The sequence below is a fragment of the Tessaracoccus palaemonis genome, assembly GCF_019316905.1.
Taxonomy (GTDB): Bacteria; Actinomycetota; Actinomycetes; order Propionibacteriales; family Propionibacteriaceae; genus Arachnia; species Arachnia palaemonis.
In genome coordinates this window covers 1,506,577-1,518,956 of record NZ_CP079216.1, presented here as the reverse complement: position 1 = coordinate 1,518,956, position 12,380 = coordinate 1,506,577, and the positions used below count along the sequence as shown (strand labels likewise).

Annotated in this window: 12 protein-coding genes; 2 read left to right on the top strand and 10 right to left on the bottom strand. The window is 69.7% G+C overall.

Going from position 1 to position 12,380, the window contains the following annotated elements; all coding sequences use genetic code 11:
- The first annotated feature begins 60 nt into the window (after positions 1-60).
- Together KDB89_RS06810 and KDB89_RS06805 are read left to right on the top strand one after the other, a co-directional pair.
- Positions 61-429 (top strand): hypothetical protein, encoded by a 369-nt coding sequence (locus KDB89_RS06810; RefSeq protein ID WP_219084076.1) that lies wholly within the window; start codon positions 61-63, stop codon positions 427-429.
- A gap of 544 nt (positions 430-973) precedes the next feature.
- A complete protein-coding gene (locus KDB89_RS06805) occupies positions 974-2,305 on the top strand; it encodes an ISL3 family transposase (protein ID WP_219084075.1) in 1,332 nt (443 codons plus the stop codon).
- An 86-nt stretch (positions 2,306-2,391) separates the two neighbouring features.
- Here the strand turns inward: KDB89_RS06805 and KDB89_RS06800 are convergent, their stop codons facing one another.
- From KDB89_RS06800 to KDB89_RS06755, 10 genes are read right to left on the bottom strand one after another with little or no spacing between them, the layout of a single operon-like run.
- Entirely contained in the window at positions 2,392-3,861 is a 1,470-nt protein-coding gene (locus tag KDB89_RS06800; protein ID WP_255556338.1) for an MDR family MFS transporter, read from the bottom strand.
- 54 nt (positions 3,862-3,915) lie between these two features.
- Positions 3,916-4,989: a 3-dehydroquinate synthase gene (gene aroB, locus KDB89_RS06795; protein WP_219084074.1), complete on the bottom strand. Its 1,074-nt coding sequence runs from the start codon at positions 4,987-4,989 to the stop codon at positions 3,916-3,918.
- Positions 4,986-5,495, bottom strand: coding sequence for a shikimate kinase (locus KDB89_RS06790; RefSeq protein ID WP_219084073.1), 510 nt, complete (start codon positions 5,493-5,495; stop codon positions 4,986-4,988). Before KDB89_RS06790 ends, aroB begins: the two co-directional genes overlap by 4 nt.
- Positions 5,495-6,688 carry a chorismate synthase gene (aroC, locus tag KDB89_RS06785; protein WP_219084072.1) on the bottom strand — a complete coding sequence of 398 codons (1,194 nt, stop codon included), beginning with the start codon at positions 6,686-6,688 and terminating at the stop codon, positions 5,495-5,497. The genes KDB89_RS06790 and aroC overlap by 1 nt, the downstream gene beginning before the upstream one ends.
- 13 nt (positions 6,689-6,701) lie before the next feature.
- Positions 6,702-7,547 (bottom strand): shikimate dehydrogenase family protein, encoded by an 846-nt coding sequence (locus tag KDB89_RS06780; RefSeq protein ID WP_255556331.1) that lies wholly within the window; start codon positions 7,545-7,547, stop codon positions 6,702-6,704.
- Positions 7,514-8,638 carry an endolytic transglycosylase MltG gene (gene mltG, locus KDB89_RS06775; protein WP_219084071.1) on the bottom strand — a complete coding sequence of 375 codons (1,125 nt, stop codon included), beginning with the start codon at positions 8,636-8,638 and terminating at the stop codon, positions 7,514-7,516. Before mltG ends, KDB89_RS06780 begins: the two co-directional genes overlap by 34 nt.
- Positions 8,635-9,096, bottom strand: coding sequence for a Holliday junction resolvase RuvX (gene ruvX, locus KDB89_RS06770; RefSeq protein ID WP_219084070.1), 462 nt, complete (start codon positions 9,094-9,096; stop codon positions 8,635-8,637). The genes mltG and ruvX overlap by 4 nt, the downstream gene beginning before the upstream one ends.
- Complete coding sequence (alaS, locus tag KDB89_RS06765) at positions 9,089-11,740, bottom strand: alanine--tRNA ligase (protein WP_219084069.1); 2,652 nt, start codon at positions 11,738-11,740, stop codon at positions 9,089-9,091. Before alaS ends, ruvX begins: the two co-directional genes overlap by 8 nt.
- Before the next feature lie 23 nt (positions 11,741-11,763).
- Entirely contained in the window at positions 11,764-12,000 is a 237-nt protein-coding gene (locus tag KDB89_RS06760; protein WP_219084068.1) for a hypothetical protein, read from the bottom strand.
- The gene (locus KDB89_RS06755) at positions 12,000-12,374 is read right to left on the bottom strand and encodes a DUF948 domain-containing protein (protein WP_219084067.1); all 375 of its coding nucleotides are present in this window, start codon (positions 12,372-12,374) and stop codon (positions 12,000-12,002) included. The genes KDB89_RS06760 and KDB89_RS06755 overlap by 1 nt, the downstream gene beginning before the upstream one ends.
- Between the last annotated feature and the right edge of the window lie 6 nt (positions 12,375-12,380).

Here is a 12,380-nt window from a genome sequence, read left to right as displayed (position 1 = left end):
TTGCCTGAACCCCGAGTTGAGCGACTCGCCATCTTCTTCGTGATCGTGAGCCTCGTTGCGGTGGCCGCGATCGTCGCGTTCGGCTGGTGGGCACCGAAGGCGGAATTTGCCTGCAACGCAACCCCATGGGGTCCGCCCACGGCGCGTGACGCGGCCGAGGGTTTTGCCGCCAGCCTCGTTGAGCAGGATGCTGCTCATGCTTGCTCGGTCACCTCGAGCAGGTACGACAAGGACGGTCTGTCGGATCTGCTGGAGAGTGCCTCGAAGACGCTTGGTGATCCTGACAGCACGGAGGAGATCACTGTCTCTCTCGGGGAGCAGATGGGGAGCGGCGTCGATGTCTCCTTGCAGACCCCGACGGGGGAGCTCACGCTCGGCGTCCAAGCCCACGCGTACCAATGGCGGGTCATCTCAGTCGGTGAGGAGTAACCACCTGAAACGCTCTGCGAACGTCAGCCACTGCTACTTCCGCGGAGCCGCCCAAGCCCCGATGAGGGCACTGACACCTCCGACCAGTGCGCACGCAACGCCAAACCACCAGCAGAGTTTGGGTGTCCGTGATCATCGGGCGGAAAGACTGCGAACGTCGCCAGCGACAAGAGAAGCAGCACCCCCGGCCACCACATGGGCCGTTCGCGAATAACTCCGATCACAACTCCAACAAGGCTCGCTAGCGCAGCAAGCCAGATGATTCCCGGTGCGAACGAACCAGCTAATGCAGCAAACGGCCACGACACTTCCTCCCAGGCTGGCTGCGACGAATCAGCGCCGAAGCCAGCGACCCAGCTCTTCGCCAAGCCGATGACAAGACAGAAGAGCGCAGCAGTAATCGGGCTCATCGCAATTGAGGGCTCTTCGTACCTGAGCGTGGGGTGAGCGTGGATCCGGCGGCGGGCGTGTCGGGGGGCGGGAGGGGGTCGAGGCCCTCAAGAATCGGGGTTACCACACCACCTGATCTTCAAGGACCTCGACGATGCCCGATCCTACGTCCTGCTGCCGTGCCGGCGGCGGCTACTGCCAGCGCTGTGACCTTCTGCTGGGGTTGCCCGGGCTCCACGTGACCGGTGTCCATCGCGACGACGCGGGGCTTCGGGTTGAGGTCGAGTCCCGGCTGCCGGGGGTGATGGGTTGCCCGACATGTGGGGTCGTGGCGCATGCGCATGGCCGGCAGCGGGTGGAGTTGATCGACGCTGCCTGTTTCACGGCGCCGGTGCGGTTGTGGTGGCGGAAACGACGATGGCTGTGTCCGGAGCCGTCGTGTCCGGTGACCTCGTTCATGGAACAAGACCCCGACGTGGCGCGGCCCAGAGCGTTGCTCACCGCTCGGGCGACATCGTGGGCGGTCGGGCAGATGCGCCGCGAGAACGCTTCGGTTCAGGGTCTTGCCCGTCAGCTGGGTTGTGCTTGGAAGACGCTGTGGCGAGCCGTCAAACCGATCCTTGAAGCAGCCGCCGACGATGAGTCGCGCTTCGCCGGTGTCACCACGCTGGGTGTTGACGAACACATTTGGCATCACGTCTCGACCAGGCCTGTCGAGCAGGGTGGACGCGGCCCGAAGGAGTTCACCGGCATGGTTGATCTCACCCGCGACCAGCACGGACACGTCCGGGCGCGGCTCCTTGATCTGGTCCCGGGTCGTTCCGGCGAGGCCTACACGTCGTGGCTGAAGGCCCGCGGCGACACGTTCCGCGAAGGCGTCGACATCGCCACCCTGGACCCATTCCACGGCTACAAGAACGCCATCGACGACCAGTTGGAGGACGCCATCGCGGTGATCGACGCCTTCCACGTGGTCAAGCTCGGCACGACCGCGGTCGACGAGGTCCGCCGCCGGGTCCAGCAAGACATCCACGGCCACCGCGGCCGCAGTCACGATCCGCTGTATCGGATCCGCAACCTACTGCGCGCCGGCCGGGAACACCTCACCGACCGGCAGAAGACACGCCTCGAGACCGCGTTCACCGCCGACGACCGACACGTCGAAGTCGAGGTCGCCTGGCACTGCGCCCAACAGCTCCGCTCGGTCTACCACCAGCCCAGCCACGCCGACGGCCGCAGGGTCGCAGAGCAGATCCTGGCCACGTTCCCGTCGTGTCCGATCCCGGAGATCGCCCGCCTCGGCCGGACCCTGAACCAGTGGCGAGACGCGTTCCTGGGCTACTTCACCACCGGCGGCGCCAACAACGGCGGAACCGAAGCCATCAACGGGTTGATCGAACTCGCCCGCCGCGTCGCCCGAGGATTCCGCGACCCCGATAACTACCGCCTCAGAATGCTCCTCATCGGCGGCGGTCTACGACTATGACCCCACGCTCAGGTCCGAAGAGCCGTCAAAGGTAAGGCCCTGCTGTCGTCCGATGCATGTGGGAGAGATCCGGAGACTTGCAAGCACTAGTGGGGCAGCGCCACATCCTGAGGATCATCGACGGGTTCTTCTGATGCCTTCCGCGGGCCGAAGACGCGCGGCATCGCCGATGCGGAGGCCAGCATCAGCACGGCGGCGACCAGCACCCCGAGAAACACCGCGTGGACCGCTTCGGCGAGCGGGCCGGATGCCGGGTCGCCCTCCGATCCCCCGAGTGAGGCGTTCACGATCGCTCCGTAGACAGCGACCCCGATGGCGGAGCCGACGCTGCGGGCGAACATGTTCGCCGACGTCACCACTCCCCGCTCGGACCAGCCGACCGTCTGCTGGGCGGCGATCTGCGAGCTGGGGCCGATCAGGCCGAGCCCTAGCCCGACCACCAGGCAGAAGGCGGCCACCTCCCACGGCGAGGACGACACGTCCAGCAGGAGCGTGAGCGCCACGCCGAGGATCGCGATCAGGGAGCCGACGACCGACGTGAACCGGAACCCGAACCGCAGGTACAGCCTCCCGCTGTTCGACGCGGCGACGGGCCAGCCCACCGTCATCGTCGCGACGGAGAAGCCCGCGATCAGCGCGCCGGTGCCGAGGCTGACCTGCGTGAAAGTCGGAACGTAACTGGTGAAGCCGATCATCACGGTGCCGACGCCGAAGGACGCCAGCGAAGTGGTGAGCAGGTCACGCCGGGTGAAGACCCACAGCGGAAGTACCGGCTCCGCGACGCGGCGCTCGACCAGGACGAACGCGACCAGCACGATCACCCCCGCGCCCAGCACCACGAGGCTCGCCGGCGAGTTCCACGCCCAGGCCTCGCCGCCCTCGAGCAGGCCCAGCATGATCAGCGTCGTCGCGACCGTGACGAGCACCGCGCCGAGGTAGTCGACGACATGCCTCTCGCGCTGCACCTTCTCCGTGAAGTTGCGCAGCAGGATCGCGCCGGCGATCAGGCACAGCGGAATGTTCACGAAGAAGATCCACCGCCAGGAGACCCACTGGGAGAAGGCGCCGCCGATCAGCGGCCCGACGACCGAGCTCATGGCCCACACGCTGGCGATGTAGCCCTGGACCTTCGCGCGCTCCTCGAGCGTGTAGATGTCCCCGACGATCGTCATGGACATCGGCATGACCGCGCCGGCGCCCAGCCCCTGCACCGCGCGAAACGCGATGAGCGTCGGCATGGACCAGGCCAGGCCGCAGAGCACAGACCCGAGCAGGAAGAGTGAGATGCCGATGAGCATCACCGGCTTGCGCCCCACCATGTCGGCGACCTTGCCGTAGATCGGCACCGTGGCCGCCTGCGCGAGCAGGTAGACCGACAGCAGCCACGGGAACTGGGCGAAGCCGCCCAGGTCGCCGGTGATGGTGGGGATCGCGGTGGCGATGACGGTCGAGTCCAGGGCGACGAGCGCCGTCGCCAGCATCAGGGACAGAAGCAGGGGGCCGCGCTCGGAGCGAAGCCCGACTGACTTACGGGTGATCTCAGGGGTGGGACTCACCCACCGCAGTTAACTCCCGGCGGCGCCCACTGTGGTGCGTGGTCCGGCCACCGATCAGCCGGCGAGCTCGTCGTACGCTGAGCGCAGAATCGCCTCGTCCGGCGTGTCGATGATGGCCGGGTGCCCCTGGGCGGTGATGCCGACCAGCCTCAGCGTGGTCCCGCGCGCCTTCTTGTCGAGGCTCATGATCGGCCGCAGTTCGTCGTACGAAGCGGGGTAGCTGAGCGGCAGGCCGAGGCCGCCGAGCAGGTCGTCGTGCAGGCCCACCAACGCGGGGTCGAGGCCGAGCAGGTCCCGGCTGACGCGCGCGATCCACGCCATACCGACGCTGATCGCCTGCCCGTGGCGCCAGGTGAAGTGCGCGTGCTTCTCGACGGCGTGTCCCAGCGTGTGGCCGTAGTTGAGGGCCTCGCGGCCGACGCGGTCACCGTGCGAGGTGGCCTCGCGGAGGTCGGCCGCGACCACGCGGGCCTTCACCGCGACCGCGCGGGTCACGAGGTCCGCGAACCGCGGCCCGGTGACGTCGCGGCAGTCGGCGAGGTTCTCCTGCGCCAGCCGCAGGATCTCGGGGTCCGCGATGAAGCCGCACTTGATGACCTCCGCGAGCCCCGAGGCGACGTCCACGTCGGCCAGGGTCCTGCAGAAATCCAGGTCGCACAGCACGGCACGGGGCTCGTAGAAGGCGCCGACGAGGTTCTTCCCGGCCGCCAGGTTGATGCCGGTCTTGCCCCCGACCGCTGCGTCGACCATGCCGAGCACGGTCGACGGGATGCTGACGTAGGCGACTCCGCGCAGCCAGCTGGCCGCCACGAAGCCCGCGAGGTCGGTGGTCGCTCCCCCGCCGACGCCGACCACGAGGTCGTTGCGGGTGAACCCGGCGTCCGCCAGAGCGTCCCAGCAGTCGGCGAGAACCGCGGGGGTCTTCGCGGCCTCGGCGTCCGGGACGCCGATCAGGGTCACCTCGCGGTCGATCAGCCCGGCGACGCGCTCCGCGAGCGACGGCAGCGAGGCCGGGTGGATCACCGCGACGCGCGAGGCGTCCCCCAGCAGGCCCGGCAGGCGCCGGACGGCACCCGGCTCGATGTGCACGTCGTAGGGCCCCAGCGCGGAGGCGACGTGGATGCTCACTCGGCGTCCTCGGCCGGCAGCCGTTCGGCGACCAGCTGGTCGGCGACCTCCGAGGAGCCGCGCCCGTCCGTCTCGACGACCTGCGTCGCCAGCTGCTCGTAGACCGGCGTCCGCTCGCGCAGCAGCTCGATGAGGCGACCACGGACGTTGCCCAGCAGCAGCGGACGGACGGTGTTCATCCCGACCCGGCGGCTGGCCTGGCCGATCGACACCTTCAGCCAGATGACCTCATGCCCGTCGAGGGCCTCGCGGATCGCGGGGTTCATCACCGCTCCACCGCCGAGCGAGATGACCTCGTGGCTGCCGAGCAGCTCGATGGTCGCCTCCTCCTCGAGGCGGCGGAAGTGCTCCTCACCCTCGTCGGCGAAGATCTCGGCGACCGGCTTGCCGATGACCTCCTCGATGCGGGCGTCGACGTCCACGAAGGACCGGCCGAGCTTGCGGGCCAGCCGCTTGCCGACGGTGGACTTGCCGGCGCCCGGCGCGCCGATCAGCACGATGGCCATCAGGCGATCTCCAGTCCACGCGCCGCGACGTCGGCCAGGTATGCCTCGGCGTTGCGGCGGGTCTCCGCGACGGAGTCCCCGCCGAACTTCTCCAGCGCGACCTCCGCGAGGACGAGCGCGACCATGGCCTCGGCCACCACGCCGGCAGCGGGGACGGCGCACACGTCGGAGCGCTGGTGGTGCGCGGCGGCGGGCTCGCCGGTCGCGGTGTCGATCGTCCGCAGGGCCCGCGGGACCGTGGCGATCGGCTTCATGGCTGCGCGGACGCGCAGCACCTCGCCGGTCGACATGCCGCCCTCGGTGCCACCCGAGCGGTGCGAGGCGCGGCGGATACCGCCCTCGGTCGGGAGGATCTCGTCGTGCGCGAGCGACCCGCGGGTGCGGGCCAGCTCGAAGCCGTCGCCCAGCTCGACGCCCTTGATCGCCTGGATGCCCATCAGGGCGCCGGCGAGCTTCGCGTCGAGGCGGCGGTCGCCCTGCGAGTGCGAGCCGAGGCCCGGCGGGAGCCCCCAGACAAGGACCTCGACGACGCCGCCGAGCGTGTCGCCGTCGCGGTGGCAGGCCTCCACCTCCTCCAGCATCAGCGCGGAGGCCTCCCTGTCGAAGCATCGCAGCTCGTCCGCGTCGATCGCGGGCAGGTCCTGGATCGTCGGCAGGTCCTCGCGGGTCGCCTTCACGTGGCCGAGCTCGACAACGTGGCTCAGCACCGTCACGCCGAGCGCCTGGTGCAGGAACGCCTGCGCCAGCGTGCCGAGCGCGACGCGGGCCGCGGTCTCGCGCGCCGAGGCGCGCTCGAGGATGGGGCGCGCCTCGTCGAAGTCGTACTTCTGCATGCCCGCCAGGTCGGCGTGGCCCGGGCGCGGCCGGGTGAGCGGCGCGTTGCGGGCCAGCTTCGCCAGGGTCTCCTCGTCGACGGCGCCGGGCGCCATGACCTGCTCCCACTTGGGCCATTCGGTGTTGCCGACCTGGATCGCGACGGGCGAGCCGAGCGTCTCCCCGTGCCGGAACCCCGCGAGCAGCGTGATCTCGTCGGCCTCGAACTTCATGCGCGCCCCGCGGCCGGCGCCCAGCCTGCGGCGGCGCAGGTTCTCGGCGATCTCTTTCTCGCCCACCTCGATGTGGGCCGGCAGGCCCTCGATGGTCGCAATCAGGGCCTGGCCGTGGGACTCCCCGGCCGTCAGGTAACGGAGCATGGGCCCCATTGTGTCAGAGAGCCGCCCGGCGGCTGAGTTCCCGACCGGCTGCTGAGCGGCACAGGTCGTAGCTGACCTCGGCCCCCGTGAGCAGGAAGAACTGGTCGACGGCCTGCCCGGCGAGCAGGTCGAGGCCGTTGAGGCCCGGGATCCCCTGCAGCTGCGCCGCCTGCCCCAGCGGAGTGGGCCACGGGTCGTAGACGACGTCGAAGACAGTCCCGGCCGCGGCGGCCAGTGGCCCGGCGTGGGGGGCGGTGGCGGCAGCCGGGATGGTGTTGGCGACGAGGTCAACCGCGTCGATCCTCTCCCCCAGCAGCCGGACACCGACCGCGAGCCCCAGGTCACGGCCGAGCGCTACAGCCTTCGCGGCCCGGGCCGGGTCGCGGACCAGGAGCGTGACGTCGCGGGCGCCGAGCCCGGCGACGGCGAGCATGATCGACCGTGCGGTGGCGCCGTTGCCGACGATCGCGACGCTGGAGGGCGCCGGCAGCCCACGGGCCCGCCAGGCGCGCACGAACCCGGGCACGTCCGTGTTGTAGATCCGGGCGGCACCGCCGTCGAACACGAGCGTGTTGCCGGCGCCCAGCAGCCGGGTGGGTTCGTCGGGCTCGCCGAAGGCGAGGATGGCCTCCTTGTGGGGGGCCGTGACGCTCAGCCCGGACCACGCCGGGTCGGCGAGGCGCCCGCGCACGAAGGCCTCGAGGTCCGCAGGCGCCACGGTGAACGCCTCGTAGTCCCAGTCGAGGCCGACCGCGGCGTAGCCCGCGCGGTGGATCGCCGGGGACAGGGAGTGCGCCGCCGGATCCCCGACGACGCCCGCGTGCCTCAGCAGAGTCCCTTGTCCGCGTTGGCCTGGCACCACTGCTGGAACTCGGCCACATTGGCGTTGTGCTCGTCGAGCGTGTCGGCGAACTTCGTCTCGCCCGTCTCGAGGTTGACGGTCACGAAGTACTTGTAGTCGACGTCGGCCGGGTGCAGTGCGGCCTCGAGCGCGGTCTCGCCCGGGTTGCTGATCGGACCGGGCGGCAGGCCCTTGTGCACGTAGGTGTTGTACGGCGAGTCCGACTTGCGGTCCTCGGCGGTGGTGGTGACCTTGCCGGACTTGCCGACCGCGTAGTGGACGGTCGAGTCCATCTGCAGTGGCATGTCGGCGTCGAGGCGGTTGTAGATGACGGCGGCGACGTTCGCCTGGTCCTCGACGTTGCTGACCTCGCTGGCGATGATGGACGCGACGGTGACGACCTCGTCGGGGCTGTAGCCGAGATCCTCTGCGCGGCCCTCCAGCGACAGCTTCTCGGCGATCTTGTTGAACTGGGTGATCTGCGAGGCGAAGATCGACAGCGGCTTGACGGGCTCGGCCACCTCATAGGTCGACGGGAAGAGGTAGCCCTCCAGGTCACCGTCGGCGAACTCCGGCAGCGACGTGAGTTTGTCGGTCTGCTTCGCGGCCTTCTGGACCGTCTCGAGCTCGACGTCGAGCTTCGAGGAGATGATCTCGAACTGCTCCGCGTCGGTCGTCCCCTCGGGGAAGGTCACCTTCAGACGCACCAGGTTGTCCGAGTCGAGCAGCATCGCAAACGCGGTCTCCGCCGGGAGCTCCTTCTTCAGCTCGTAGCGACCCGCCTGCAGCTTGTCTGCCTGGCCGGAGTCCTGCGCTGCCTGGCGGAAGGCCTTGGTGGAGCGGACGACGCCGTCCTCGGTCAGGATGTCACCGATCTGCGTGATGGAGGCACCCTTGGGGATCAGCACCTCGACGGGGTCGGTGCCATCACCGATGTAGTCGTCCGTGGTCCGCCAGGCGATGTACGCGTCGTGCGCCTTCGAGTAGACGAACCAGCCGCCGCCGACCAGCACCGTCAGCGACAGAAGGACCGCGAACACGCTGCGCGCCCAGTAGCCGACGGTGCGCCAGTTCAGGCTCTTGTCGTCGTTCCGGAATGCTGGGCTCACGTTTCCTCCCTCGGTGCGGGTCGCCCCGCAGGTGCCCCGGTCCGCCCCTCGGCGTCCAGCGCTCGTTGCAGAATGTCGACAGCGGCCGCCTGGTCGATGACATTGCGCTGCTGCTTCGCCTTGCGGCCCGCGCTCCCCATGCTGCGCGACGCCGTGACAGTGCTCATTCTCTCATCCACGAGCCGGACCTCCACATCCGCCACGGCGGCGGCGAGCGAAGCGGCCTTCTCCAGCACGAACTGCGCGGCGAAACCGTACTCCCCCGACAGAGTGAGCGGCAGGCCGACGTAGATCACTGTCGGCTCGTACTCGACGACGATCTCGAGCAGGCGACGCTGCTCGTCGACGCCGGCGGGCACGGTCGTCACCGGGTAGGCGAAGTCCGTGCCGGCCCCGGAGGCGGCGACGCCGATGCGTGCCTTGCCCCAGTCGATGCCGAGCCGCGCGCGGTCAGCCACGCTGGGCGATGGCCTCACGCACCGCGTCGAGGGCGCGCTGGGCGCCGGATGCGTCCGTGCCGCCGCCCTGGGCCAGGTCGTCCTTGCCGCCGCCCTTGCCGCCGAGCTCCGCGCAGGCGCGGGAGATCAGCCTTCCGGCCCCGAGGCCGAGGCCGCGGGCCGCCTCGTTCGTCGCGACGATGGCGGTGGGCTTCGCGTCCCCGCCGACCAGGGCGACGACGGCCGCCTCCGAGCCGAGGCGCTCGCGCAGGTCGATGGCGAGGGTACGGAGGTCTCCCCCGGAGACGCCGGGCACCGCGACGCCGAGGTAGCGCACTCCGCCCGCGTCCACGGCCTTGGACACCATGGCCTGGGCGCCGGCGAGCAGCTTCTCCGCGTTGAGGGCCGCGATCTGCTTCTCGGCGTCCTTCAGCTGCGCGATCAGCTTCTCGACGCGGCCGACGACCTGGTCGGGCTGGACCCGCAGGGTGTCGGTCAGCGCGCTCACCAGCGCTCGCTCCGCGGCGAACTTCGCGAAGGCGTCGGTCGAGACCAGCGCCTCGACGCGGCGCACGCCCGAGCCGATGGAGGACTCGCTGAGCAGGTTCAGAACGCCGATCTCTGCGGTCGCGGCGACGTGCGTGCCGCCGCACAGCTCGCGGGACCAGGGACCGCCCAGCTCGACCATGCGCACGATCGGCGGGTACTTCTCGCCGAACATCGCCATGGCTCCGAGAGCCTTGGCCTGCGCCAGGGGCATCTCGGTGGCGGTGACGGCGTAGTTCGAGGTGATCGCCTCGTTGGAGACGGCCTCGACCTCCTGCTTCAGCTGCTCGGAGAGCCCCTTGGTCGACGAGAAGTCGAAGCGCATGTAGCCGGGCTTGTTGTAGGAGCCGGCCTGCGTGGCGGTGGAACCGACCAGCTGGCGCAGCGCGGCGTGCACGATGTGGGTCGCGGTGTGCGCCTGACAGGAGCCGTGGCGCGCGGCGGCGTCGACCCGGGCGTCGACCCCGGCGCCGAGCGGTAGCTCGCCGAGGACCTCGACGCGGTGCACGACCATGCCGGGGACGGGGCGCTGCACGTCGATGACGTTGAGGGAGAAACCGTCGCCCGTGATGATGCCGCGGTCGGCGTCCTGGCCGCCGGACTCCGCATAGAACGGGGTCTCCTCCAGCACGATCTCCACGGTGGACCCGTCGGTGGCGCGGTCGATCACGGCGCCGTCGGCGATGATGCCGCGGATCCTCGTGGTCACGCCGAGGTCGGTGTAGCCGAGGAACGGCGTCTCGCCGGCCTCGCGGAGCTCGCGGTAGGCCTCGTGCGAGCTGAGCCCGCCCTTCTTGGCCTTCGCGTCGGCGCGGGCGCGGTCCTTCTGCTCCTTCATGAGCGAGTCGAACTTTGCGCGGTCGACGCTCAGGCCGGCCTCGGAGGCCATCTCCATCGTCAGGTCGATCGGGAACCCGAACGTGTCGTGCAGCTGGAAGGCCTTGGCGCCGGGCAGCGCGGTGGACCTGGCGGCCTTCGCCTCCGTCACGGCGGTGTCGAACATCACGGTGCCGGAGGCCAGCGTGCGGCGGAAGGTCTCCTCCTCCGCCTGGGCCGACTGCGAGACGCGCTCCCATGCCTGGTCGATGTCGGGGTAGGACACGCGCATCAGGTCGCGGGAGACGGGCAGCAGCTCGCCGAGCACCGGGTCCTGCACGCCGAGCAGGCGCATGGCGCGGATCACGCGCCGCAGCAGGCGACGCAGCACGTACCCGCGTGCCTCGTTGCCGGGGCTCACGCCGTCGGTCATCAGCATCAGGCCCGAGCGGACGTGGTCCGCGACGACCCGGAAACGGATGTCGTCGGCCGGGTCGGCGCCGTAACGGCGGCCGGACAGCTCGGATGCCTTGTCGATGACGGGGCGGATCTCGTCGATCTCGTACATGTTCGCGACGCCCTGCTTGAGCAGCGCGACGCGCTCAAGGCCAGAGCCGGTGTCGATGTTCTTCGCGGGCAGGGGACGCAGCACGTCGAAGTCGTCCTTGGCTCGGACGGCGGAGAGTTCCTCGGACTGGAACACCAGGTTCCAGATCTCGAGGAAGCGGTCCTCGTCGGCCTCCGGGCCGCCGTCGGCGCCGAACTCCGGGCCGCGGTCGATGTAGATCTCCGAGCAGGGGCCGCCGGGGCCGGGGATGCCCATGTGCCAGTAGTTGTCCTTGAGCCCACGCTCCTGGATCCGCTCCCGGGGGATGCCGGCCTGCTGCCACAGGTCGATGGTCTCGTTGTCGCCGTGCAGAGCAGTGACCCAGACGCGGTCGGCGTCGAAGCCCCACCCGCCCGCCGATTCGGCACCGGTGACCAGATCGAAGGCATAGTTGATGGCGCCTTCCTTGAAGTAGTCGCCGAAGGAGAAGTTGCCGAGCATCTGGAAGAACGTGCCGTGGCGGGTGGTCTTGCCGACCTCGTCGATGTCGAGGGTCCGCACACACTTCTGCACGGAGACGGCCCGCTTGTACGGCGACGGCTCGTCGCCCAGGAAGTACGGCTTGAACGGCACCATGCCGGCGTTGACGAACAGCAGCGTCGGATCGTTGTACAGCAGCGAGGCGCTGGGCACGACGGTGTGGTCGAACTTCGCGAAGAAGTCGAGGTAGCGGCTCCGGATCTCGGAGGTCTTCATGTGGTGTGGTCCTTAGCGGAGGTTCAGTCGTTGGTGGTGGTGGGGATGTTCAGCTCGCGGCGCAGCTCGGCCTCACGGTCGGCCATGGCGACGCGGAACGTCGCGACGAAGTCGCCGAAACCGGAGGCGGCCCGGTGGCCCTGCTGCTCGACCTGCTCCGCGATGCCGCGGGGCGTGATCCGGCGGTACAGCTCCCTGCCCTTGAACACCACGGCCACGGCGATCCCGGCGCCGATGAGGATCCAGAAGAGGCGGCGCATCACTTGCCCTTCTTGCCCTTGAACGCCTGGCGGACGCCGTAGGTGAAGGCCGCGGTCTTGACCAGCGGCCCGCCGAGGGTGGCGGCGAACAGCGTGGACAGCTGGGCCGCGTTCTCGGTGACGACGGTCGCGTGTCCGGAGACGCGGCTCGCGTCCTCGGTCACGACGCTCAACTTGGCGATCTCGTCGTTCGTGGCGACGACGGTGCCCTTGAGCTCCTGGAGGATCGGGACGCTGTTGTTGCCGACGTCGCGCACGGCCAGGCGCAGCTCGTCCAGCACGCGCCCGAGCTTCAGCAGCGGCACTGCGGCGAGCGCAACGAGCACGCAGGCGGCGATAGCCGCGATCAGTCCAGCGATTTCCCCTACGGTCATGGCGGC

Bases quoted from the DNA above. Each gene is read 5' to 3' on its own strand.
- KDB89_RS06805 (WP_219084075.1), top strand. From the start codon at position 974: ATGCCCGATCCTACGTCCTGCTGCCGTGCCGGCGGCGGCTACTGCCAG.
- KDB89_RS06790 (WP_219084073.1), bottom strand. From the start codon at position 5,495: ATGGCCATCGTGCTGATCGGCGCGCCGGGCGCCGGCAAGTCCACCGTC.
- aroC (WP_219084072.1), bottom strand. From the start codon at position 6,688: ATGCTCCGTTACCTGACGGCCGGGGAGTCCCACGGCCAGGCCCTGATT.
- alaS (WP_219084069.1), bottom strand. From the start codon at position 11,740: ATGAAGACCTCCGAGATCCGGAGCCGCTACCTCGACTTCTTCGCGAAG.
- KDB89_RS06760 (WP_219084068.1), bottom strand. From the start codon at position 12,000: ATGCGCCGCCTCTTCTGGATCCTCATCGGCGCCGGGATCGCCGTGGCC.
- KDB89_RS06755 (WP_219084067.1), bottom strand. From the start codon at position 12,374: ATGACCGTAGGGGAAATCGCTGGACTGATCGCGGCTATCGCCGCCTGC.